Raw genomic sequence first — 23,784 nt, forward strand, 5'->3', positions numbered from 1 at the left:
CATTACCATACATTATTTGTGGTTTTGTGCGTGTGACCTCAAACAAGTTCCATTGATAATAACCATAAGGTATGAGTGGTCTTATCAGTATCGACGAGAGGATTAGGCGGAAGGTGTTCAGTTGTAGAAATTAGATTCAAGGTACAAAAAAGCCCCTAATGATTAGGGGCTTTGAACAAATATCATTGAGTCACTTTCGAGCTTATAGGTGCGCTATCAAGGTTATAACTCGGCTATCAAAGTTATTGCTCAGTTTCTTCGATAAGCTCTTGAACTGGAGATGCTGGTTTGTTTTGAGCAAAACCACGCAAGCCAACTACGTGAACGTGTTCGTGGTCTTTGAAGACCTTACGAACCAGTTTGTAGGTTGTACCTTTCTCTGGGCTAATGTTTTCAGGTGCTGCAATCAGAAGTTGCATACCCAAGCGGTCACACAGTTCAAACAGCGTAGAGATCGACTTAGAATCCAGACGTGCTGCTTCATCAAGGAACAACAAACGACATGGAACGATGTCTTTACTGCGAAGTCGACGAGATTCCTCTTCCCAGCTCTGAATAACCATCAATAGAATTGACTGACCCGTACCGATCGCCTCACCCGTAGACAGTGCGCCCGATTCCGCTTGTAACCAACCGTCTGAACCACGGTTAACTTCAACACTTAGCTCTAGGTAGTTACGGTAATCCAGTAGCTCTTCACCCAGAACTTGCGGAGAACGTTGACCCATATCGATATGCGGATTCACTCGTTGGAACAACTTCGCCATCGCTTCTGAGAAGGTAAAGCGCGTTGATTCAAACAAGTCTTTGTGTTGCTCTTGTTGAGTCGCTAGCCCTGATAGCAAGATCTCGTGGCTTTCACGGATCTTAACGTTCAAACGTACGCCTTTAACCTGACCAAAGTAAATGTTAGACAAACCTTGGTTCAGCATTCGAATACGGTTCTGCTCGCGCTGAATCGTTTTCTTGATGATACTTGCTACGGACTCAGAGCTGATTGCCAGGCGATTTTCACGCTGCGTCAATTCTTCTGTTAGTCGAGCTAGCTCAACTTCCATCTCTTCGATAGCTTCAACCGGATCATCCGTACGAATAATATCCTGGCGAATACGCTCGCGAAGGTGTTGGTAAACCGCAATGTAGAACAAAACCTTACGTTCTGGATGCGCGTTGTCTTCAGAGAGACGCAGCGAATCGCGTAGGTCGTCATTGTCAGCGACAGCCAGACGTAGCGCACCCAATGACTTGTCTGACATTGAGCGAAGTTCGCCCGCCGTTAGGTAAGCCAGTTCACGCTTGTGTAAACGACGTTCAACGTCATTCTCACGAGCTAAACGAAGTACTGAACACCAGCCTGCTTTTGCTGCAACTACGAAGGTACGAAGCTCTGTGTACTCTTTCTGAACTTTCTTAAGACGCTTGGCCAGTGCTTTCATCTCAAGTTCAGTTGATGTAATCGTACGCTCGTATTCGCTCTTACGGCTGCGAGATGTGTGCAAACGCTCTTGAAGCTCATCACGACGACGTACAGCACGCTCTTCAGCGCCTTCATCAGCATTGACACCGAACTCTTGTAGCTCTTGCTTGAACTCTTGAACCGTTTCTTGCTTCGCTTGATGTGAGCTCTTCAGTGCTGCCAATACTTGGTTGTATTGGTTCATCTGTTCGCGAGCTTGCTTGAAGCCATCACGACCTTTAGTTCGAGCTTGTTCTGCTTGAACCAATTTCGCTTTTAATTGCTCGCTCAGTTCGCTGCTCTTGTTTAGAAGATCAACAGAATCCGCATAGGCAAAGTAGTGACGACGTTCAATCAAGTCAGACAGAGCAAACACTTTACCTTTCAGGCTTTGTAGAGCTTGGTCAGCTTGTTGGTATTGTGCTTCTAGTGTCTCGAACTGTTCAGGGTCTGCGTCTAGTGCAGAAACGATCTGCTCTAAAGACGCCAGTGCCTTGCCATGGTTGTTCAAGTACGACTTAGCTTCGCTCAAGCGCTCTAGTTGCGCTTCTAATTCAGCTAGGCGTTCAGCCAATGTTTCGTCTTCTAAAATACGAACCATTGGTGCTAATTTGTCTAGCGCACCCAACGCTTGTTTACTCTGTTGTAGCTGACTACGTTGCTGTTGCTCTTTAGAATTTAATTCAGCCAAAGAGCGTACAATATGGTTACGCTTGTCACGAATAGACACTAGTGCCTGTTCAGGGTCAGCGTTAAATGCAACGTGTAGGTGCTTAGCAACAAAGCTATTGAATGCTTGGTATAGGCGATTCAGCTTTTGTGCATCAAACGCCGCTTTCGCGTGGTTTTCCACAACAACATCACGCTCTTCACGCAATTTCTCTAATCGTTGTTCACGAGCCGCACGGCCAAACAGAGGGATCTCAGGGAAACGAGAGTAACGCATTTGGCGATCGTTCAGCTGAACACACACCGCGCCCTCTAACTCATCAGCATTGAATGAGCTGTCATCAAACGCATCAACATCGCCTTCAAGGATGTAAAGGTCATCTGGACAATCATCAAGATCCACCAGCTTCTCTTTAATACCATCAAGATCAGAGACCACAATCGCATGACGAGCAGGACCGTACATCGCACTGAAATACGGTGCATCACCAATGGTAATGTCGTCATATATTTCAGAAAGCAGAACGCCACCAAGCGTATCCGCTAAACCTTTCAAACGAGGATCGTTAGAGCCACCCGGAGAAGCTAAGCGTTCAATCTCTTGCTCAAGTTCAGCTCGGCGCGTCGCCAATTGATCTTTCGCTACCGCTTGAGATTTCTCGTCTTCAAGCACTTGCTGCATGTGAGTCATTACTGCTTGGCTATCTTCTAGCTCAGCGTCTGTTTGATCTCTTAGGGCTTCAAGTGCGTCGTTCGCCGTGATCCACGCTGGAGCAATAGACTCAAGTTTTTGAATCTCTTGGTCGTGGTTTTGTTGCACACGACGTTGCTCACTCTTCGCTTCACGCAGCTCTTCTTGTGCGTACTCAAGAGACTCGATCTGCATTGCATGGCGTTCACGTTCTTCATCGAAAACCGCTTCGTCAGTCAGTGAGATGTTGTGTTGCTTTTGATATTCAGTCGCAAGCTCTTTTGCTTGACGCTGCTGCGCCACATCACGAGCCATGTCACGGTGCTGAGCACGCCACTGTTGTTCGTTTTCAACAACGTGTTTTGCGTTACGGCCTTTTTCTAAAGCTTGCTTAGCACTGTTAGACGCTTCTTTACGCTCAACTTCACCAACGATGCTTTTAACAAGAGCGAGCGCTTTGTCGAACTGTGCAGACGCAGCAGAAGACATGTCTAGTTTATGCTTAGTCGACAGTAACGTTTGAGTGCTTGATTCTTCTTGTGCTTTTAGCTCAGAAACCAGAGTTAATGCGCTTTCTGCAGTAATAGATTCATCACCAAGTAACTGCTTAGTTTTCTCTAAGGCTTGAACCGCTTGCTGGTATTGAAGCGCACGAGTCTGCTGAACATCCAACGCTTGTTGGTAGTCAGCAAGCTGAGTTTTCAGGCTATCCACTTCTTCTTCAGTAATGGTTGCCTGTTCTTCAGCAAGAAGTACTCGTTCTTGAGCTTCTTCAACTACCATAATCTGCTCTTCGAGACGCTCATTAAGCTCTTCTAAATCTTCGCTGTAGCGAGCAATTTTCTCTTGCTGACGCAGTGCAGTTTGAACCAATTGAAGATGATCCGAAGCCGCTTGATAATCTTGCTCTAGTGCCGATTCTTGATCGACCAACAGCTCAAGCTCTTCTTGAACGCGGTTCAACAAGTTGTTTTGATTAAGCAAGGTTTCGCGAGAACCAAACAGTTCACCACGGAACTTCATGGTTTGATCTAACTTGTTGCGACGATCGTTGGCATGGCGCATGTAATCTGCTGCCACGTAGTTCGTAGATTCCGTGATCAAGTGCTTGAACAAGTCACGATCCGACTGAGTCGTTTTGATCGCTTCTAGCGTCATGCGGTTTTCGCGTAGTGCTGATTCCATGTCTTGGAATGCTTTCTTCACGCCACCATTTTGCGGTAGAAGGTAATCACGCAGAGAACGCGTAATCGCACTAGAAATACCACCGTAAAGTGATGCTTCAATTAAGCGGTAGAACTTAGAACGGTCGCTGCTGTTACGCAATTTCTTCGGTACTACACCGTATTCAAACATCTGTGAGTGGTAATCAACAATCGAAGAAAACGCTTTAAAGTGCGCGCCTTCGTATTGTGCAACCGCCGCTTTTACGTCGTTTAACTGACATACGCGAGCATGGCTGTCTGAAACGTTCTGAATCAACACATCCGTTGGTTTTACATGGCTTGGAAGGCCTTGGATTACGAACGGTTTGATGTCTACTTTCTTATCACGACCCGCTACTTGCTGCAGTTTTACTGCAAACAATAGGCGTTGGTTACGAGAGTTCACCACATCTAGCGCCGCATAACATGCGCCCGGCTGAAGCTTACCGTAAAGGCCTTTATCACGAGATGACTGTGAACTGCCCGCTTCCGTTGTGTTACGGAAATGCAGAAGGCTTTGGTCAGGGATTAATGCTGTGATGAATGCCGCCATTGTGGTCGACTTACCTGCACCGTTACCGCCAGAAAGCGTTGTAACCAATCCATCAATATCAAAAGTGCGAGCAAAGAAGCCGTTCCAATTGATCATGGTTAATGATTGATACTTGCCTCTTTCAATCATGCTTCACCTTCTACTTTTGTTTGTTCGCCATCGTTCGACTCTAAGTCAAAGTCAGCTTGATCGTTAAAAATGTCTTGTTGACCGTTTTCGTCTACATCTGCTTCTAGTTCTGATACCGCTTCTGCTTGTTCTTCATTCAACAAGCTGCCTTGGTTAGGTTCTTGGGTATGAACCACAGCTTCACCATCACGGATAAGACGTAATTGCGCTTCTTTCATATCGTCGCCAACACGAACGTCAGCGCCAAAGCGGAATACCGCTTCGCTGATACGGAACTTGCCGGTTTCACCAATCGCAATCAGCATGCCGATACGGCGTAAACGACGCAAAGAAGTACGTACTTTTTCAAAGAGCTTTTCTTTGTCTAAGTCAGAACCAGATGCGCGGTTCGTTGCTAGCTTCATGAGCTTTTTCTCATCCGCTAACGACATCAATTCATCAAACAGTTCTTGATTGGTGAAGATACCTTCATGAGCAAGGCGTTCTGGGCTTAGGTATAAGAAACACAACACCTTACCAACCAGCATGTCTAGCTCAGACAACACACTACGGCCAATCAGAGACGTAGAACGCGGACGCAGGTAGAAGAAACCCTCCGGCGCTTTTACCAGTTCCGTATTGTAGCGTTGGTAAAAATGCTGAAGTTCCACTTCAAAATCAGAAAGCAACGCGTGGTTGTCTAGGTCTTCGGTTGAAACATGCTTACCTGAACGCAGCATGCTATCTAGCGCAGGGAACAACGGGTTCGCTATCGCTTTTACCAGTTTCTCTGGCATGTAATCATCAGTACTTGTTAATGACATTTGCTTGTACCTTTGCACCAAAATCATTGATTGCCTGCCAATCCGGCTGAATAGCCTGATAGTCAGACTCTGAGTAACCTAAGCGCACGGCTTGGTCGACAACAATTCTGGCTAAATCAAAATGGTGTGTGCGAGGGTGTGCTGCGAGGTAATCGCGTAGCACAAGGCCAAGGTCAATTGGCGCGCCTTGCTGTTTGTGAGCTTTTAACATCTCTGCAATTCGTTCTGAAAGCAGATCATTCACTTGCTCAAATTCTTCGTACTCAACGTCGATTGGCGATTGTCCCATCACTTCATCATCACGAAGCACTAGCGCTTCATCACGAAGATCGGTCAGCTTCTCAGCATCGGCGTAGGTCAATAACCAAGGCGCATCAAAGTAGTCTGTGACTGACTGACGCAACCGCTGGCTAAAGGCACGGTTTTTATCCATATCGATAGCGGTACGGATAAATTTGTGAACGTGGCGGTCGTAGCCGATCCACAAGTCGATTGCTTGCTGACCCCAACTGGTGATTCGGTCAAGCTTCATTTGCAAACCGAACAGGGTTTCGCCAACGAACTCGAGTTCATCGTCACCGTAAACAATTTCTTGAATATCGAGGATCTGTGTTTGCAGTTCATCACCCGCCGCTTGCAAGGTATCTTGCAATTCTTTTAGCGTTGCAGAAGTTTCTGATAGCAAAGCTTCACAGTTATTAATCGCTTCTCGCCAGTCCTTATTTAAAAGGTCGGCAATTTGCTGCTTAACGGTTTGTTGCTGCTCATCCATAACACGTTGGTTAAGATCAATCTGATCGAAAATTTCACCAACTGAATATTTGAGCACGCCGTAAACGTTCTTTTTCCAATGCCCCGGAGTTCCGCCCTTCTGCGCAGCTTCAATGGCTTTTGCCATCTCATCGGCAACCATAGAAAGCTGAATCGACAGTTTTAATTTAGAGAACTGACGGTGACGTAAGTAATAATCAGAGATACCAACGGCCAACGGTGATAAGCGGTAGATGCTCGCACCATCGGTGATTTCACTGGTAAAGCGGCTGATCAACTTCTGTTTAACTAGCTCATTGATGGCATTGTTGGCACGAAACGCAGACGCTTCGCCAGTATCTTCAAACAGTCGAGTGACAATGGTAAATGCATCGTGCAGTTCACCTTCGCCCAACTCTTCATCGAACCTTTCATTGCTTAGTACTGCGATAGCAATCAAAAATGCTAAGCGCTCTGGTGGCAAGTTTAATGAAAAATCATGCTGCTTGACCCAGCCCACCAACTCATCAATTGGCTGCTCTTCGGCAGTTTGAGTCATTTCACTCATTGTGGTTCCTGTTACTGTTCTTCGTCATATGGAACGTATTAGATATGACGCCTATTTCTTTATGACGCGGGCTTATTACGATTGCATAGCGCATGTTGTGGCTTCTTTTACCACATTCACCGCTGTTATTGCGCAGGTTTTTGAGCCCAAACGTGAATATAACGGCCTAGCGACAGATATGGCTCTTGGCGACATAGCTGTTTTTCTAGTTCCAATACATCTTCAAATTGGTAATCGCCCATGTACTCCATATTACCTATGTAGTCACTGAAGGAACGAATGCCTGATTTACCACAGATTTCTAGACCGGCGTCTTCTATCCATTGATAAACCTCTTCTGGCTTCAAGCCTTTTTGTGGTTGCAGCTTAAACCGTTTTCGATGTGGCATCCCATTCAATACATGAGGAATGTTGCCACAAATCACATTTTTCAGGACTAATCCGTGGTGGTTGTAAAACATTATCGAGGCAACACCACCGGGTTTTACTTGTTCCAGTAATAAATCAAGCGCCTCTTTAGGATCTGCGAGCCATTCCATTACGGCATGAAACATCACAAAATCAACTTGGCCTTCAAGGTGCTCTGCTACTTTTTGGACCGGAGAATGAATAAACCGATACTGCTCTAGCAAACCCGCTTCACTGATACTTTCTTCTGCTAGCTTCAGCATTTCAGAAGAGAGGTCACAAAGAGAAACGTTATGCCCAAGCGACGCAATTTTTTGCGACATCTGCGCAAGGCCGCCTCCAGCATCAAGCACATGCAGCGGCGAAGCTGATTGCTCAAATTTGCTCAAAGCTTGTTCTAAATCTTCCCATACGATGATCTGACGGATCTCTCCTTTGTCAGAGCCGTAAATATTTTTTGCAAATTTGTGGGCAATATCGTCGAAATTACGGTCTTCAGTCACGGCTACTTGAGTTATTATGTCCTATCGTGCCTGCTATTCTGTCACAGGAATTTCAGGAATAAAGAGGCGATGTCTCTTTTTACTACTAAGTGATGTTTTTTCGGACTATTCGGATATGTTTGAGCTGAAAAAAGTAGTGTCTTCGTTACTGATGCCACTGCCAGCAATGTTAATTCTCGCTTTTCTGGGTTTAGCCCTAGTGATGTTTACTACCAAAAGGAAGACGGGTTGCCTAATCACCCTTTCAGCCCTATGTGGTATTTTCCTAATCGCTTTCCAGCCAGTTTCTAGTCAACTTTTAATGCCAATGGAAAGGCAACACACCGCTTTTTTACCTGTCGATGAAACCGTCGATTACGTGATGGTTCTCGGAAGTGGTCACGTCGTAGACGACCAAATCCCACCAACATCAGAGCTTAGTCGCACCGGTCTAATGCGTTTAAGTGAAGGGATTCGTATTCTACGCCTTTACCCTGGTGCAAAACTCATTTTGTCTGGCTATGGTGCAGGCACTGAAGTGAGCAATGCTAGAATGATGGCCAAAGTTGCGTTGGCACTAGGTGTCTCAAAGCCCGATATCATTCTGCTTGAAACAGCAAAAGACACTTGGGAAGAAGCCCGCCAAGCCGCTGCGTTCGTTAAAAATAAAAGAATGGTACTGGTAACTTCCGCTAGCCATATGACTCGCGCATTGAATGAATTCCATGCTGCCGGCATGAGGCCATTACCAGCACCAACCAACTACCTTGCACAAGAAGGGATTGTTGAACCTTGGAATAAGTACATGCCCAAAGCTCTTTACCTTGAGCAAACTGAGCGTTACTGGCACGAAACAATGGGGTTGATGTGGCAAAGCCTGCGTGATTGGCTTGATACAAGTAATGACACCGTTGAAGAACCCATTGTTGTTCCTGAAACATCTCGCTTAGTTGAAGATGACGGTGGTATTTCTGCGGCGCAGCCTCAATAAACTCAACCGAATAAGTAAACTGGATCTTATCAGTAGACATAATCTTACCTGTAGACATAGTCTTATCTTTAGATTCGGCCAGATAGGCAAGACTGATTAACCAAGTAATTTGCAGGTTTCCAGTTCGTAAACAGTAAAAGCTAAGCAATAAAAAAGCCGAGACATCAATGATGTCTCGGCTTTTTACGTTTAAATATCGTTGTTGATTAATCACTCTCGCAGGAAATCAATCACCAGCGAACATGTAACCTTCACCGTGAACCGTTACAAAAATTTGTGGATTCTTAGGGTCAAACTCCATCTTCGCACGCATACGACGGATTAACACATCGATAGTTCGATCGTTTGGAGCATCCACTCGGTGACTGATCATATTCAGAATGCGTTCACGACTTAATACCTGGTTAGGATAAGAAGAGAGCGCAACCAACAGTTCATATTCAGCTTTAGTCAGTTTTACCGGTTCGCCGTTTTTGCTTAGCGCACGACGAGGGATATCAAACGTCCACTCACCAAAACGAACCACAGATTCGTCTTCAGTCTCTTCAACCTTACCTGCTGCTGTTTTACGAGCGGCAGAAATGCGCCAAAGTAGGTTTTTAACTCGAACCAATAACTCGCGAAGTTCGAAGGGTTTAGTAACGTAATCGTCAGCGCCCATTTCAAGGCCAACGATTTTGTCGATGCTATCCGTGCGTCCAGTAACTAAAATAATTCCAATGTCTGATTGACTGCGTAATTCGCGAGTTAGCATCAATCCATCTTCGCCTGGTAAGTTGATGTCCAGCATAATGAGGTCAACGTTATTATCTTCTAACACGTTTCTCATTTGAGCGCCGCTTTCTGCTTCGCTTACTGTGTAACCTTCGTTCTGGAAGTATCCGACCAGTTTACTGCGGGTTACCACATCATCTTCTACGACTAATACGTGATAGCTCATCTACACCACTTTTCTTATTTAATAGTTTCAGTGACTATTCTATTCATAACTCGTAACAATTCTAGTGGTACACAAGATAAAAGCCAGAAACATGGATCTTTTTTGATACAAGACAATCTTAAACCTTGCTATTTATCGTCCATCGCAATTCAATATAGGCATTACTACTAACGAGTAACTTTGCGTTTCGCAAATAACCTTGTTATTCAGCCTTGGTGTGCTTTGCACAAGTAATTTCAAGATGCATATAAGTAACACCACAAGACTAAATCAGGATCTAAGAAATGAAAGATACGAAAGCGTTCAACGAGCAAAGAGCAGAAATATACTGGTTGCTATCAAGCTTATTCGCTAAAGAGCTCACTCAAGAAGAACTCGATCACTACCACTCTGTTGAAATTCGTTCTTTCCTAACTGGTTTAGGCGAAAATGAAACACTAAAGCCGGCGATCGATAGCCTAGTGGATGCGCTAAACCGCCTACAAACGCGTGAGGATGCTCAACTAGAATTGTCTGCTGACTTCTGTGACTTATTCTTAAAAACAGATAAGCATGGCGCACTTCCTTACGCTTCTATGTATATCGGTGAGACTGGCCTTTTGAATGATAAGCCAGCAAAAGATATGGAAGAGATCATGGCCAAGCACAACTTAGTGGTGAACCAAGACCTAAAAGAACCAGCTGACCACATCGCTATCGCACTCGACTTCCTTGGCAACTTGATCATCCGTTCTAATGAAACGGAACTTGAAGAAGAGCTAGAAAAATCGTTCATTGTTCAACAGCAATTTATAGAGCAACAACTTCTTACTTGGGTACCAAAGTTCAACGTTAAATGTCATGACGTTGACGAATTCGGTTTCTACGCATCAGTCTCATCTCTGCTACTTGCATTCTGTACATTGGACACCCAATACCTCGCTGGTGAATAAGCTTATTGGATGACTCGTTAAATAAATTCAGAAGAATGTGACAATTCACCCGGATTTCCGGGTGAATTTTATTGCGAGTAATTTCTAGTCAGTCTAAAATTGTGACCGCAAACGATAAAATATGAAACATTCACGAAATGCTATGCTTATTATAGTTTTGAGCATTTCGGTGTTAAGACAAGCCGCTCAATAGCGGTTTTTTGTTTTTTAGCACTTTAGTACCCAAAGAGCCCTACAAATTTAAGCTCTTAGTTAGGTAGCTTAACGGCTACTTCATTCCGTACTTTGGGAAAGTAGCTTCTAATAGGATAAAACCATGGCCACTATAAAAGATGTCGCTCGCTTAGCAGGCGTATCAACAACAACCGTTTCTCACGTAATCAACAAAACTCGCTTTGTTGCAGAAGCGACGCAAGAAAAAGTAAATAAAGCCGTAGACGAACTGAACTATGCACCAAGTGCCGTTGCTCGTAGTTTGAAGTGCAATACAACCCGCACTATCGGCATGCTAGTTACTCAATCAACTAACCTATTCTTCTCTGAAGTTATCGATGGTGTTGAAAGCTACTGCTACCGTCAAGGTTACACTTTGATTCTGTGTAATACGGGCGGTATCTATGAGAAGCAACGTGACTACATTCGAATGCTTGCAGAGAAACGTGTAGATGGCATCTTAGTTATGTGTTCTGACCTAACTGAAGAGCTAAGAGGCATGTTAGACCGTCACGCTGACATTCCTAAAGTGATTATGGATTGGGGCCCTGAGAGTTCTCAAGCAGATAAGATCATCGACAACTCTGAGGAAGGTGGTTACCTAGCGACCAAATACCTCATTGAGCACGGTCACTCCAAGATTGCTTGTTTAAGTGGCCACTTAGACAAAGCGGCATGTGTTGAACGCATCGCGGGTTACAAACGCGCACTCAACGAAGCTAAGATTGCTACCGATGATAACATGATCATTGAAGGTAACTTCGAGTGTGATACTGCGGTTCTTGCTGCAGAGAAAATCATTAAGATGGTAGATCGCCCAACGGCCGTATTCTGTTTTAACGACACCATGGCACTCGGCCTAATGAGCAGATTGCAAGAGAAAGGAATTCGTATCCCTGAAGATATTTCAGTGATCGGCTATGACAACATCGAGTTGGCTGAATACTTCTCTCCGCCGTTAACAACGGTTCACCAACCCAAACGTCGTGTTGGTAAGAACGCTTTCGAAATTTTGTTAGAACGCATTAAAGATAAAGACCATGAAAAGCGTGTGTTCGAAATGCACCCTGAAATTGTTGAGCGAAGCACAGTTAAAACGTTAAATTAATTGATAAATTCAGTTTAGTTTAATCAAGCGCACCTTTAGGTGCGCTTTTTTTATCAACAACATGAATGAACCTGGTATCATACTGGAAAGATCATTAATTGAAGCAATATCACATTTTGAAATAACAAGTGTGAGCCTCATTCAACAAAAACTTTATTCTATTCAATCAGTCACGCACAGGGCAAATCACTTGAAAGAGTGAGACGCAAAGCTTCCGGCCTAAACCACTCGTTGGTATGGTAGCGGGGTTACCGATGGCAAAATGCAGTAACTACTAATAATTTAGTAATTTACGGCTAATTGACAATTTAATTGCAACATTTTGCTAATCTCTCGGACCTGCTTATTTGGTGGCGTAGTTCAAATACACCGAGATAAATAACATGGATAAACCGATACTAAAGGATTCAATGAAATTATTTGAATCCCTAGGAAAAATAAAATCACGCTCGATGTTTGGTGGCTTCGGTCTTTTTGCTGATGACACTATGTTTGCTCTGGTTGTAAATGACCAGCTGCACATACGAGCAGACAAATGCACAACGAAACAGTTCGAACAACAAGGGTTTCAACCGTACGTCTACAAAAAACGTGGTTTCCCTGTCGTTACTAAATATTTCGCTTTACCCGAAGGCCTGTGGCAAGACCAAGAGAAAATCTTGCAGCTTGCAACGACGTCTCTGGGTTTTGCTAAAGAAGAAAAAGCTGAGCAATCTTCAGCTAAGCCTACTCGACTCAAAGATCTGCCCAACCTTCGACTCGCCACTGAGCGTATGTTGAAAAAAGCAGGGATCGATTCCGTAGAACGTTTATATGAATCTGGCTCTGTAAACGCATTTAACGCCATCAAAGAATCACATGCGTCTTCTGTCAGTATTGAACTACTTTGGGCGCTAGAAGGCGCGATCAATGGCACACATTGGTCTGTTATACCGCAGCAGCGTCGTGAAGAGCTTATCAATCGCGTCAATTAACATTGTAAGTGAAAAACTATATACATAACTAAGCCGCATTTACTGCGGCTTTTTTTATATCTGCTGAAAGTTAATCTATGCTTTGCCTGTCTATCTATACTAATGGTATACATTGAAAATTTAGAGGAAGTATCAATGAGTAAGAAAATGATATTGGGTATTGTGTTGGTCGTAACCATCGTCTTGTTAGGCGTCAATTTCGGCCAATACCTAACGCTTGAAAATGCCAAGGCCCAACAAGCCGTTTTAACTGACTACATTGATAGCAACTTCATTGCTGCCGCTGCTATCTATTTTGTCGCGTATTTAATGATTACTGCTTTCTCAATTCCTGGTGCTGCTGTTGTGACCCTGTTAGGGGCTGCGCTATTTGGTTTCTGGAATAGTTTGCTGCTGGTCTCTTTCGCCAGTGCCATTGGTGCAACCCTCGCATTTCTAAGTAGCCGCTACCTTTTACGTGACTGGATCCAAACCAAATTTGGTGACAAATTAGCAACGATTAACAAGGGCGTTGAAAAAGACGGAGCATTTTACTTGTTTTCTCTGCGTCTGATTCCTGTATTCCCATTTTTTCTTATCAATCTGTTGATGGGTCTAACACCGATGTCCGTGAGTCGTTACTACATTACGAGTCAAATAGGGATGTTACCGGGTACCGCTGTTTTCTTGAATGCTGGTACTCAACTCGCGGAAATTGATTCACTTTCGGGTATCGTGTCCCCTTCAGTACTTTTGTCATTTGCCTTACTGGGTGTATTCCCAATCATTGCAAAATGGTTGATGAATAAATTTCGCTCAGCACCTGTGGCTGAATAACGTCTATCACTGAATAACGTATACTTATAATAGCTAAATAACGCATATAGCCAGATAAGGTTCTATCTCAATGAAAATCTTCAGTGCATCGAATCCGACAGAAGCCCACATCATCTGTGGATTGCTAGAAAGTGTGAATATTGCGTGTGAAGTTCGTGGTGAAGGGTTATTCGGTTTGAAAGGGGAAATTCCATTTACCGAAGAAACTGACCCTTACGTATGGTTATATGAGCCAGAATTGGCGAGCAAAGCCCGGGCAGTTGTTAATGACTACCAGAAACAGCAAGATTCGATCATTTATGAAGAGTGGCGTTGCGGAGAATGTCATGAAGTCAACGAAGCACAATTCGGTTCTTGTTGGCAGTGCGGTGCTGCTTCACCTGAATAGCAGATTTTGAAAGGTAAAGTGGCTCCAACGGCCTTATATAACAACTCGGTCAGATACCTCCTCCAAATAAAAACGGGAAGCTAAAATTAGCTTCCCGTTTTTGTTTCAATTCTATTCGAGCATCTGTTCTGCTAAAGAATCACTGAATTTGCTTTTGTATAAAAGCGATAGATCGTTGATTGAATTCTTCAGGGTTTTCTACGTTACACACATGCCCACAATTGGCAATTTCTACCAACTCACTCGACTTATGCGCTTCTACCATTTCTTTTACTGGCTTGATGAACATGTAGTCGCGCTCGCCCATCAAATACAAAGTTGGAATCGGCAATTCTCGGTCTTTGAAGTACTTCATCAATGGGTTCACATCAGCCGTAAGGATAAACCAGCGTTTAAACTCTTTTTGGCACAGCTTTTTGGCTTCGCGGATAAACAGGTGACGTGATTCTTTTTGGCTTTTTTGTGGCATCACAACGTAAGCAAAAAGGCTGTATAACCACATATAAGGAATGATGTGCTTACTCAAGTTACCCAACTTGATTAAGACTTGAGAGCGAGTGTTGAGTTTGGTCACGGCACCACCTAGCACCATTGAACGTACTCGGCCAGCCGCTAGCTCTGCGACATTACGGACAATAATCGTGCCCAAAGACATGCCTACAAAGTGTGCAGAACGGATTTTCAGATGGTCTAACACCTTAAGAATATCGAGCGTTACCGCTTTGAACGTATAACGATTCGAAATCAGCTCTTTGAGGATGTTGTCTGATTTACCATGCCCTCTCAAATCAATGAGAAGCAAGTTGAAGTGCTGTTTATACGCTTTGATCTGCTTAAACCAAATGGAGGAACTGCCTCCTGCGCCATGCACAAATACAACCCACTCATCGCTCGTAGGGTGAGTAAATGTTTTATGAAATAGTAAACTCTCAGACATACCTATCGCTTTAATTATTGGAATGGAGCTCTGCCTCATCACAAGGCGATGGCTAAGGATATCACGCAATCAAGAAATTTAAGTGATAATAGTGTCAAACCTAACATTAGTCATGTGAATACCTACCCCACCTTTTCTACCTGACTAAAATGAGTTTGCAAGTTTTGTCTTCCTAAACGTGATGTGATCTGACCAGAAAACAAAAAGGCACTCTACTATCAGAGCGCCTTCTACTATTAAGTTCAGTTGTTATACATCAGCTTATTTTACAGCTAATTCAGCACGTTAAAATGCAGAATGGTACATCGTAAGGTATTCTTTTGCCGCATCTTCCCAACTAAAATCTTGTTGCATCGCGTAAAGTTGAACACGCTTAATTTCAGCGGGGTTTTGTGCATAAAGTAGTAATGAACGATGCAATACTGCCAGTAACGCTTGCGGTGTTGGCTCTTCAAAAGCAAAGCCGGTCGCTATCTCGGGATCCTGATCGTAATCATTCACACTGTCTTTTAAACCGCCCACAGAGCGAACAATCGGTAACGTACCGTAAGCCATGCTGTAGATTTGGTTTAAGCCACAAGGTTCGAACTCCGAAGGCATCAAGAAGAAATCAGAACCCGCTTCAACTAAGTGCGCAAGCTCATTATTATACGCTTCTACAAACGAGAACTTATCTGAGTGAAGTGCCGACAGCTCTTTCAGCTGACTCGCTAAAACTGGATCACCAGTACCGACAATCACGATCTGAAGATCGTTTTTCAAAAACTGTTCGATGATAGGCAGTAAGTAATGAACACCTTTCTGATTAGTCAAACGACAAACCATGCCATAAACCGCACAATCGGTGACGGGGAGGCCAACATCTTGTTGCAGTTTTTGCTTACAAGCTGACTTCCCACGAACCATGCTGTGCTTTGTCGCTTTGAATTTACGAGGGAGGAAAGCGTCCGTTTCCGGGTTCCAAGCTCCGTAATCACAACCATTCAAAATGCCAAAAAGATCCGCGGATCTGTACTGGAATTCTACTGCCATACCGTGACTGCCTAATTCCGTTTTCAACTCCTCGGCATACGTTGGACTTACTGCGTTCACCTTATCAGCACACATCACGCCGGCTCTCAGCATTGTGACATGCGTGTCACTCACTGAAGCTTCAGGCACATTGTAGCTATGCATTTCTGGTAGAAATTGCAGTTCATCGTATGCGAACACACCTTTGAAAACTGCGTTGTGAATTGAGATAACACTGCGCGTATTTTCAAAGAAATCATGTTGTTGATAACGTGATTTAAGCAAAAAAGGAACAAAGCCTGTATGCCAGTCATTTGCATGAATGATATCAGGTTGGAAGCCAAGCTTAGGAAGCATATCAAGGCAAGCTGCACTGAAGAACGAGAAACGCTCTCCGTTATCTGCGTAAGCTTGATTATTTTCTGCGTACATTTCTGGACGGTCGAAATATTTGGCACATTCGATACCAAAAACTTGAACACCTTCTACACTCAGTTTTTTGACTTGGTAAGCGGTATGAGGCCAATGATCGAGCTCGGTCGATAAAATGACTTCGGCTGCATCAATGTTTGGAATGTTTCTATACGCGGGAATAGTCACTCGAACGTCCTGTTCGAGTGTTTGTAACGCTTTCGGCAGTGCCTTGGCTACATCAGCCAAGCCACCACTTTTAATCAAGCCTTCAACTTCAGACGCTACAAAAAGTACCGAGAGAGTTTTAGTAACCAACTCGCGCTCCTTTAGAAATAACAACTACACCATCGTCAGATACGTGGTAATGCTTTTTGTCTTCTGTCAGGTTTACACCAATTTGAGTGCCTGGTGCGATGTCTGCATCTTTATCAATGATAACGCGACGAAGTATACAACCCTCGCCCACCTTCACATCACCTAATAAAATACTCTCACTAATATCACACGCTGATGCGATATTGCTGCGGAAGCCTAAAACACTCTTTTCAATACGCGAACCACGTACGTAACTACCGCTACACACAAGACTATCAATGATCTGAATTCGACCATTAGCCGAGTCAGTAAACGTCGCTGGTGGTAGTGGCGGATAGTAAGTGTGTAGAGGCCATTTACGGTTGTATAGCGAGAATGGTGCATCTTTCTTAAGAAGGTCCATATGTGCTTGCCAGTACGCATCAATCGTACCTACATCGCGCCAGTAAACTTCTTCTTTCTCACCAGTAATACGGTTGGTGCTGAAATCATAAACAAACACATCACCGCGTGGGAACATGTTTGGAATAATGTCTTTCCCGAAGTCATGTGAAGATTCAGGTTTATCTGCATCTTCCGTTAGTTCAGCAAAAAGTTCTTTCGCTTCAAACACGTAGTTGCCCATTGAAACGAGCGCAGACTCTGGGTCTCCTGGAATCGACTTCGGATTTGCAGGCTTCTCTTCAAAGCCAATCATACGGCCTTCAGCATCCACCTCGATAACACCGAATTCTGATGCTTCAGCAAGCGGCATACGCAGTGCAGAAACGGTTAACGCTGCTTTCTTTTCTTTATGGAAATCAAGCATTTGTTTGATGTCCATTTTATAGATATGGTCAGAACCAAAAATACAGACTTGATCAGGTTCTTCCAGCTCCATAAAGCCCATATTTTGGTAGATAGCATCTGCTGTGCCTTCATACCAACGCTTTCCTTTACGCATTTGCGCAGGAATTGGGTCGATAAAACGATCTGTGATGCCACTGATATTCCAACCTTTTTTCATGTGGTGGAACAGAGATTGTGACTTAAATTGTGTTAATACGTAGATCTTCATAAGATCAGCATTAACGAAGTTGTTCAAAGCGAAATCAATTAAGCGGTAACTACCACCGAAAGGAACCGAGGGTTTGCTGCGAGATTCAGTCAAAGGTCTTAAGCGAGAGCCTTCACCACCAGCAAGAATCATTCCCAATACACCAGCCATTTTATTCTCCATATATCTATAGCTTGTCGATGTCAGTACTCGTAGAGGTGTCTTCCTCTGGGGGATGAGCACTAACACTTATTTCGGTACTTAACGAATATTCATTCACATACAGTGACAATATCCTAAGCCAAACGTTGTTATGCGTGCACTATTCTTTGCACTTGGTTTTATATACGTTATCGACTTTTCGGTCGATTTCAATTTTTAATACGCCATTCTGTGCTATGTAAGCTGATTGCTTTCCTAAGACTTAAAGCAGCTCACACTACACCGTGCGGGCGAAACATTACATTAACACCCGTCACACATCAGGTATACAACTAAACACTGATCTTTGAGTTACAATATTTGAATTAAGTTACATTCTCGTTAAAGTTGCATAAGAAGATATAATTAATCATCTCCATTTATTTTACCCTGTGAATTTAATAAATTATCGCAATCGACACAGCAAATCAACCAGTTGCATAATTAGTCGTATTTGGTCAAAAAAAAACAGCCTAATGGCTGCTTTTTTTCAAATAACGTTCAGTTACTTCTCTTTAGGCTTTTTACGTTTATCCGTAATTTCCCACTTACCATCGATGTACAACGCAGTCCAACCAGATGGTTTGCCATCCGCTTCAGTACGAACGTAGTTCTCTTTTGTCTTACGACTAAAACGAACGACTGTCGGCTTGCCATCAGGATCAGCAACTGGTGCTGATGTCAGGTATTGGAATTTAGGTGAAATACGGTCTTTAAAACGCACCAGCTCTTCCACTAATGGCGCACGTGTTTCACGTGATTTAGGAAAGTTGCTCGCTGCCATAAATAGACCAGAAGCACCGTCACGAAGTACGAAGTACGCATCTGAGTTTTCACATGGAAGTTCAGGGAAATGCACTGGGTCTTCTTTAGGTGGCGCCACTTCGCCATTTCTCAGAATCTTACGAGTGTTCTTACAATCTTCACTCGTACAGTCCATGTATTTACCGAAACGACCGTTCTTCAGAACCATGTCAGAACCACATTTGTCACACTCAACAAGTGGACCATCGTAGCCTTTGACTTTGAATTCGCCATGTTCAACCACATAACCTTCACAGTTAGGGTTGTTACCACACACGTGCATCTTACGCTTATCATCAATCAGATAAGCATCCATTGCCGTTTCACAAATAGGACAACGCTTTTTCGCTCGAAGTGCTGCTGTTTCAACGTCTTCTTCAAGAACGTTGATAATACCTTCTTCATCACCAAGGTTGATTGTTGTCTTACAACGCTCTTTTGGTGGAAGTGCATAACCAGAACAACCTAGGAATACGCCTGTCGAAGCCGTACGAATACCCATTTTACGGCTACAAGTTGGACACTCAATATCGGTTTCTACGATATGATTTGGCTTCATGCCACCAGCGTCTTCGTCTAAATCCGCTTTTTCCAAATCGCCAGTAAAGTCTTCGAAGAAGTTATCTAGCACGCCTTTCCAGCTTGCTTCGCCTTCTGCAATTTGGTCTAACTTCTGCTCCATACGAGCAGTAAAGTCATAGTTCATTAGATCATTGAAACTGCCATCTAGACGGTCAGTAACAATTTCACCCATTTTCTCAGCATAGAAACGGCGCTGTTCAACTTTTACATAACCGCGATCTTGAATCGTCGAGATGATTGATGCGTAAGTTGAAGGACGACCAATACCGCGCTTCTCAAGCTCTTTAACTAGCGCAGCTTCAGTGAAACGTGCTGGTGGCTTAGTGAAGTGCTGTTTAGGGTCGAGTGCGATTAAGTCTAGCTTTTCACCAACCTGTACAGCAGGAAGAATAGTATCTTCATTTTTGCCCATTGGACGTTGAACGCGAGTCCAACCATCAAACTTAAGAATACGGCCTTTCGCTTTTAACGTGTACTCATCAGCTTTAACGCTTACCGTCGTTGAATCGTATTGCGCAGGTGTCATTTGACATGCAACAAATTGATTCCAAATCAGCGAGTAAAGCTTGTGTGCGTCTGCGTCTACGCCGTTTAGGTCTTCCGACTTAACATCTACACTTGAAGGACGAATCGCTTCGTGGGCCTCTTGAGCGCCCTCTTTGCTACCGTATACAAGTGCTTTAGGTGGAAGATATTGCGCGCCGTACTCAGAACCAATGTATTCACGAGCGGCTTCTACAGCTTCTGAACTCAAGTTGGTTGAGTCAGTACGCATATAAGTGATGTAACCCGCTTCATACAAACGTTGAGCCAACATCATGGTTTTCTTCACGCCGTAACCAAGACGCGTACTCGCCGCTTGTTGCAACGTAGACGTGATGTAAGGTGCAGACGGCTTACTCTTAGTAGGGCGGTCTTCACGTTTACATACTTCGTATTGCGCTTTTTCTAAAACGCTAACTGCAGCTTGTGTTTGCGCTTCATTATCAGGTTTAAACGCAACACCGTCTTTCTGAGCGACTTGCAGTCTGAAATCTGTTTTCTCTGCTGTTTTGGTATCAGCATGCACATCCCAGAACTCTTCGGGGATAAAAGCGTTGATCTCGCGCTCGCGCTCAACCAGTAGTTTTACAGCGACTGATTGAACACGGCCAGCGGATAGGCCTCGTGCTACTTTCTTCCAAAGCAGTGGTGACACCATAAAGCCAACAACACGGTCCATAAAACGTCGTGCTTGTTGTGCGTTTACGCCATCAATGTTTAGCTCACCTGGAGTTTCAAAAGCTTGTTGAATAGCATTTTTAGTGATTTCGTTAAAAACCACTCGCTTGTATCGCGTTTCATCACCACCGATGATCTCACGAAGGTGCCATGCGATAGCTTCTCCTTCGCGGTCCAAATCGGTTGCGAGATAAACATGGTCTGCGTTCTCAGCCAGTTTTTGCAATTCAGCAACGACTTTTTCTTTGCCAGGTAAAATTTGGTAGTTCGCTTCCCACTCTTGATATGGGTTGATACCCATCTTTTTAATGAGAGCTTTGCGATCTTTTTCTTTCTTGATACGAGCTTTATCTTCTGGGCTCATACCCTTGGTTGAAACTGCAGCAGCCTTTTGACCAGTACTTTGACCCGCCGTTGGTAAATCACGTACGTGACCTACACTCGACTTAACGACAAAGTCTTTGCCAAGATATTTATTGATAGTTTTAGCCTTGGCTGGCGACTCCACTATAACGAGCGATTTACCCATATTGACTCTAACGTCCTTAATCACGATGCTTCAGCACCAACAATTTAGCTTGTGGGCTTTTACGCATGATATTCTAAATTCATTGCTTCTTTTTTTACTATTGTGCGAGATTACTAGAAGATCAACCGCTTTTTTCAAAATTGGATCTGATCGCTCGACAATTCGACGACTCATAGAGAAAAGGGGCACAATATAAAGAAGCTATAAAGTACTCACTAAGAATACTTGCAAGAGCCTATTCATCAGGCATTACGTCTAAACGGGCTCATACTAAGCTTGTCCGCGAATCTAACGCGAGCCCCATTCAATTATTTTTGCCGTAAATCACAAAATAAATTGTGGATGTTTGAAAAGACTCTCTTAATCGGTTGTGAAATCATTGAATTTCTAGTTCGACACCATAAACTCAACGTTATATTCAGTTATCAGAGATAAACTCATGACAAAGAAAGTAATAGCAGAATTTGATTTACTGCTTATCGCAAACCAAATTATCCAATCACATGATGACTACATTGAAGGCATGCGCGCAAACAGCGTAGTAGAAAAAGACGATGTCCTCATCTTCAAAGGTGAATACTTCTTAGACAGCAATGGAATGCCGACAGAGAATACAACCGCAGTATTTAACATGTTTAAATACTTAGCGCACCATCTTTCAAAAGAATTTACGCTTCAACAATAACGAAAAAGCTTGCCATTTAGGCAAGCTTTTTTACTTCCTGGACCTTTACATGCTTAGCATTTTTATTGACTCAGCATTTTCAGCTTGTCGAAGTAGTCAGGGAAAGTCTTTGAAGTACAACCTGGATCATTAATTGTCACAGGAGTATCGCTCAAGGCAACCAGCGAGAAACACATCGCCATACGGTGATCATCATAGGTATCGATCGCCGCATGTGTCAGTTGAGCAACAGGGTTAACGATGATGTAATCTTCACCTTCTTCGACCTCTGCGCCAACTTTACGAAGCTCTGTGGCCATAGCCGCTAAGCGATCGGTCTCTTTCACACGCCAGTTGTAAACATTACGGATTGCCGTTGTTCCTTTAGCAAACAAAGCTGTCGTTGCGATAGTCATCGCTGCATCTGGGATATGGTTATAGTCCATATCGATGCCTTTCAGCTCACCACAACGAGAGATCACGTAGTCGTCACCCCATTCGATTTCTGCACCCATTTTCTCAAGCGCATCAGCAAATTGGATATCACCTTGGATACTATTTTTACCAATACCCGTTACTTTAATCTCACCGCCTTTAATCGCTGCGGCAGCAAGGAAGTATGACGCAGATGATGCATCACCCTCAACCAAGAAATCCCCCGGTGCTGAGTAAGATTGCCCAGTCGGAATTACGAACTCTTGGTAATCGTTGTTGATCACATCCACACCAAATTGTTTCATAATGTGTAGCGTGATATCGATGTAAGGTTTAGAAACCAATTCACCCTCAATTTCGATTGTTACCTCACCTTCAGCTAAAGGCGCAGCCATCAAAAATGCCGTCAAAAATTGGCTAGAGATAGAACCATCGATTGAAACCGTACCGCTTTTAAGGCCAGTACCCGTGATCTTCAATGGTGGGTAATTTTCGTTTTCTAGGTATTCAACGTCGGCGCCGGCTTCTTGCAGTGCAGTCACTAAGTGACCGATTGGTCGCTCTTTCATGCGAGGCTCGCCAGTCAGAACATATTCACCACGCCCCAAACAAAGTGCAGCAGCCAGCGGGCGCATCGCCGTACCCGCATTGCCTAAGAAAAGCTCTAGGGCTTTGTCACTTGAGAATGCACCACCCACACCCGTCACTTCACAGACGGTTTTATCTGCAGACAGCTGATAATCAACACCTAGTTGCGTCAAAGCATTCAGCATATGGCGAATATCATCACTGTCTAGTAAGTTTGTTAGGCGCGTGGTTCCAGTTGAAAGTGCAGCCAAAAGAAGCGCACGGTTGGAAACACTTTTTGAGCCAGGTAGGTTAACTTCCCCGCTCACTTTTTGAATTGGTTGTAACGTAAGGCTTTCCATTAAATCTTATAGTCCTTGTACCACCCGAAGTCACTGGCGCGTATTTATTTTCGGGTGATGAATAATTCTTCGTACTTGCAGACTAACGAACTTTTCCAATGAACTCCAGAGCTAATCCCCTCGATAAAGGCGATTAATTAGCCAACCAAACACATTTACATACTAGTACACGAGATCAACTCGGACACCGTCTGAAAAATAGAGAATTCGCACATCATCACCTCGGTTAAACAACATCGAGTTATCGACGTCTTGAATGATGTTAACCAACTTGTCATCTTTAGTTTTAACCAATAATTCGACGAGCTTATATTCCACTTTGTATTGTGTGTTACCTCGATTACGAGCAATCCCGGCGCCCGCCACAGCACCGACGGCCGTTGCTACCTCTTTGCCGGTACCGCCACCAAATTGATTACCAATCAAGCCACCAATAGCCGCACCTAACAAGGTTTCCCAACCATTCGCTTTCGACTCTACGATCTCTTGTTGGGTAATGTATCTGACTGTGTCAATCTCACCATAAACGACCTCATTGACTGGTCGAGCTTGGTTTCTGTTGTAAGCTGCATTTGCCAACATGGGCAAAACAAGTAAAATCCAAAGCAACTTTTTCATGGTAAAACTCCT

The 23,784-nt window shown here is 43.8% G+C and carries 18 protein-coding genes and 1 riboswitch; of the genes, 7 read left to right on the forward strand and 11 right to left on the reverse strand.

Going from position 1 to position 23,784, the window contains the following annotated elements:
* Positions 1-242: 242 nt before the first annotated feature.
* From mukB to cmoM, 4 genes are all read right to left on the reverse strand, one after another.
* Positions 243-4,703, reverse strand: coding sequence for a chromosome partition protein MukB (gene mukB / locus AC3CIA_RS10390; protein WP_488518089.1), 4,461 nt, complete (start codon positions 4,701-4,703; stop codon positions 243-245).
* Positions 4,700-5,506 (reverse strand): chromosome partition protein MukE, encoded by an 807-nt coding sequence (gene mukE / locus AC3CIA_RS10395; protein ID WP_114633773.1) that lies wholly within the window; start codon positions 5,504-5,506, stop codon positions 4,700-4,702. Before mukE ends, mukB begins: the two co-directional genes overlap by 4 nt.
* Positions 5,487-6,824 (reverse strand): chromosome partition protein MukF, encoded by a 1,338-nt coding sequence (gene mukF, locus AC3CIA_RS10400; RefSeq protein ID WP_171327784.1) that lies wholly within the window; start codon positions 6,822-6,824, stop codon positions 5,487-5,489. The genes mukE and mukF overlap by 20 nt, the downstream gene beginning before the upstream one ends.
* Before the next feature lie 125 nt (positions 6,825-6,949).
* Positions 6,950-7,735 (reverse strand): tRNA uridine 5-oxyacetic acid(34) methyltransferase CmoM, encoded by a 786-nt coding sequence (gene cmoM, locus AC3CIA_RS10405; RefSeq protein WP_017085860.1) that lies wholly within the window; start codon positions 7,733-7,735, stop codon positions 6,950-6,952.
* Positions 7,736-7,850: 115 nt separating this feature from the next.
* On the opposite strand from cmoM, the gene elyC reads away from it, so the two are divergent.
* Positions 7,851-8,705, forward strand: a complete 855-nt coding sequence (elyC, locus tag AC3CIA_RS10410; RefSeq protein ID WP_479279437.1) for an envelope biogenesis factor ElyC — start codon at positions 7,851-7,853, stop codon at positions 8,703-8,705.
* A gap of 226 nt (positions 8,706-8,931) precedes the next feature.
* On the opposite strand, the gene torR is transcribed toward elyC, so the two are convergent.
* On the reverse strand, positions 8,932-9,645 hold the full coding sequence (gene torR, locus AC3CIA_RS10415; RefSeq protein ID WP_054547289.1) for a two-component system response regulator TorR: 714 nt from the start codon (positions 9,643-9,645) through the stop codon (positions 8,932-8,934).
* 284 nt (positions 9,646-9,929) lie between these two features.
* Here torR and torD point away from each other — a divergent pair, with 284 nt between their 5' ends.
* The 5 genes from torD to AC3CIA_RS10440 all read left to right on the forward strand — a co-directional run bounded on the left by torD (position 9,930) and on the right by AC3CIA_RS10440 (position 14,076).
* Positions 9,930-10,577 carry a molecular chaperone TorD gene (gene torD / locus AC3CIA_RS10420; RefSeq protein ID WP_488518090.1) on the forward strand — a complete coding sequence of 216 codons (648 nt, stop codon included), beginning with the start codon at positions 9,930-9,932 and terminating at the stop codon, positions 10,575-10,577.
* Between the two features lie 316 nt (positions 10,578-10,893).
* Positions 10,894-11,898, forward strand: a complete 1,005-nt coding sequence (purR, locus tag AC3CIA_RS10425) for an HTH-type transcriptional repressor PurR (protein WP_065204902.1) — start codon at positions 10,894-10,896, stop codon at positions 11,896-11,898.
* A 170-nt stretch (positions 11,899-12,068) separates the two neighbouring features.
* A riboswitch (cyclic di-GMP riboswitch) is annotated at positions 12,069-12,154 on the forward strand.
* A 127-nt stretch (positions 12,155-12,281) separates the two neighbouring features.
* Positions 12,282-12,872: a TfoX/Sxy family DNA transformation protein gene (locus AC3CIA_RS10430; RefSeq protein ID WP_004736448.1), complete on the forward strand. Its 591-nt coding sequence runs from the start codon at positions 12,282-12,284 to the stop codon at positions 12,870-12,872.
* A 135-nt stretch (positions 12,873-13,007) separates the two neighbouring features.
* The gene (locus AC3CIA_RS10435; RefSeq protein ID WP_249631871.1) at positions 13,008-13,688 is read left to right on the forward strand and encodes a TVP38/TMEM64 family protein; all 681 of its coding nucleotides are present in this window, start codon (positions 13,008-13,010) and stop codon (positions 13,686-13,688) included.
* A gap of 70 nt (positions 13,689-13,758) precedes the next feature.
* Positions 13,759-14,076, forward strand: a complete 318-nt coding sequence (locus tag AC3CIA_RS10440) for a putative signal transducing protein (protein WP_017078165.1) — start codon at positions 13,759-13,761, stop codon at positions 14,074-14,076.
* A gap of 139 nt (positions 14,077-14,215) precedes the next feature.
* Here AC3CIA_RS10440 and AC3CIA_RS10445 read toward each other — a convergent pair whose 3' ends face one another.
* The 4 genes from AC3CIA_RS10445 to topA all read right to left on the reverse strand — a co-directional run bounded on the left by AC3CIA_RS10445 (position 14,216) and on the right by topA (position 21,126).
* The gene (locus AC3CIA_RS10445; protein WP_004736445.1) at positions 14,216-15,013 is read right to left on the reverse strand and encodes an alpha/beta fold hydrolase; all 798 of its coding nucleotides are present in this window, start codon (positions 15,011-15,013) and stop codon (positions 14,216-14,218) included.
* A gap of 285 nt (positions 15,014-15,298) precedes the next feature.
* On the reverse strand, positions 15,299-16,753 hold the full coding sequence (gene glgA, locus AC3CIA_RS10450; protein ID WP_488518091.1) for a glycogen synthase GlgA: 1,455 nt from the start codon (positions 16,751-16,753) through the stop codon (positions 15,299-15,301).
* On the reverse strand, positions 16,743-17,960 hold the full coding sequence (glgC, locus tag AC3CIA_RS10455) for a glucose-1-phosphate adenylyltransferase (RefSeq protein WP_017078163.1): 1,218 nt from the start codon (positions 17,958-17,960) through the stop codon (positions 16,743-16,745). Before glgC ends, glgA begins: the two co-directional genes overlap by 11 nt.
* Before the next feature lie 535 nt (positions 17,961-18,495).
* Positions 18,496-21,126: a type I DNA topoisomerase gene (gene topA, locus AC3CIA_RS10460; protein ID WP_054547284.1), complete on the reverse strand. Its 2,631-nt coding sequence runs from the start codon at positions 21,124-21,126 to the stop codon at positions 18,496-18,498.
* Between the two features lie 439 nt (positions 21,127-21,565).
* On the opposite strand from topA, the gene AC3CIA_RS10465 reads away from it, so the two are divergent.
* On the forward strand, positions 21,566-21,811 hold the full coding sequence (locus AC3CIA_RS10465) for a YciN family protein (RefSeq protein ID WP_004736440.1): 246 nt from the start codon (positions 21,566-21,568) through the stop codon (positions 21,809-21,811).
* A 62-nt stretch (positions 21,812-21,873) separates the two neighbouring features.
* Here the strand turns inward: AC3CIA_RS10465 and aroA are convergent, their stop codons facing one another.
* Positions 21,874-23,154, reverse strand: a complete 1,281-nt coding sequence (gene aroA, locus AC3CIA_RS10470) for a 3-phosphoshikimate 1-carboxyvinyltransferase (protein WP_488518092.1) — start codon at positions 23,152-23,154, stop codon at positions 21,874-21,876.
* A 162-nt stretch (positions 23,155-23,316) separates the two neighbouring features.
* A complete protein-coding gene (locus AC3CIA_RS10475) occupies positions 23,317-23,772 on the reverse strand; it encodes an outer membrane lipoprotein (RefSeq protein WP_004736438.1) in 456 nt (151 codons plus the stop codon).
* Positions 23,773-23,784 lie beyond the last annotated feature (12 nt).

The organism is Vibrio sp. QJM3NY_27 (assembly GCF_057785955.1).

Excerpts from the sequence above, each read along its gene's own strand:
- mukB (WP_488518089.1), bottom strand. The coding sequence starts at position 4,703 with ATGATTGAAAGAGGCAAGTATCAATCATTAACCATGATCAATTGGAAC.
- mukE (WP_114633773.1), bottom strand. The coding sequence starts at position 5,506 with ATGTCATTAACAAGTACTGATGATTACATGCCAGAGAAACTGGTAAAA.
- mukF (WP_171327784.1), bottom strand. The coding sequence starts at position 6,824 with ATGAGTGAAATGACTCAAACTGCCGAAGAGCAGCCAATTGATGAGTTG.
- elyC (WP_479279437.1), top strand. The coding sequence starts at position 7,851 with ATGTTTGAGCTGAAAAAAGTAGTGTCTTCGTTACTGATGCCACTGCCA.
- torR (WP_054547289.1), bottom strand. The coding sequence starts at position 9,645 with ATGAGCTATCACGTATTAGTCGTAGAAGATGATGTGGTAACCCGCAGT.
- torD (WP_488518090.1), top strand. The coding sequence starts at position 9,930 with ATGAAAGATACGAAAGCGTTCAACGAGCAAAGAGCAGAAATATACTGG.
- purR (WP_065204902.1), top strand. The coding sequence starts at position 10,894 with ATGGCCACTATAAAAGATGTCGCTCGCTTAGCAGGCGTATCAACAACA.
- AC3CIA_RS10430 (WP_004736448.1), top strand. The coding sequence starts at position 12,282 with ATGGATAAACCGATACTAAAGGATTCAATGAAATTATTTGAATCCCTA.
- AC3CIA_RS10435 (WP_249631871.1), top strand. The coding sequence starts at position 13,008 with ATGAGTAAGAAAATGATATTGGGTATTGTGTTGGTCGTAACCATCGTC.
- AC3CIA_RS10440 (WP_017078165.1), top strand. The coding sequence starts at position 13,759 with ATGAAAATCTTCAGTGCATCGAATCCGACAGAAGCCCACATCATCTGT.
- AC3CIA_RS10445 (WP_004736445.1), bottom strand. The coding sequence starts at position 15,013 with ATGTCTGAGAGTTTACTATTTCATAAAACATTTACTCACCCTACGAGC.
- glgC (WP_017078163.1), bottom strand. The coding sequence starts at position 17,960 with ATGGCTGGTGTATTGGGAATGATTCTTGCTGGTGGTGAAGGCTCTCGC.
- topA (WP_054547284.1), bottom strand. The coding sequence starts at position 21,126 with ATGGGTAAATCGCTCGTTATAGTGGAGTCGCCAGCCAAGGCTAAAACT.
- AC3CIA_RS10465 (WP_004736440.1), top strand. The coding sequence starts at position 21,566 with ATGACAAAGAAAGTAATAGCAGAATTTGATTTACTGCTTATCGCAAAC.
- aroA (WP_488518092.1), bottom strand. The coding sequence starts at position 23,154 with ATGGAAAGCCTTACGTTACAACCAATTCAAAAAGTGAGCGGGGAAGTT.
- AC3CIA_RS10475 (WP_004736438.1), bottom strand. The coding sequence starts at position 23,772 with ATGAAAAAGTTGCTTTGGATTTTACTTGTTTTGCCCATGTTGGCAAAT.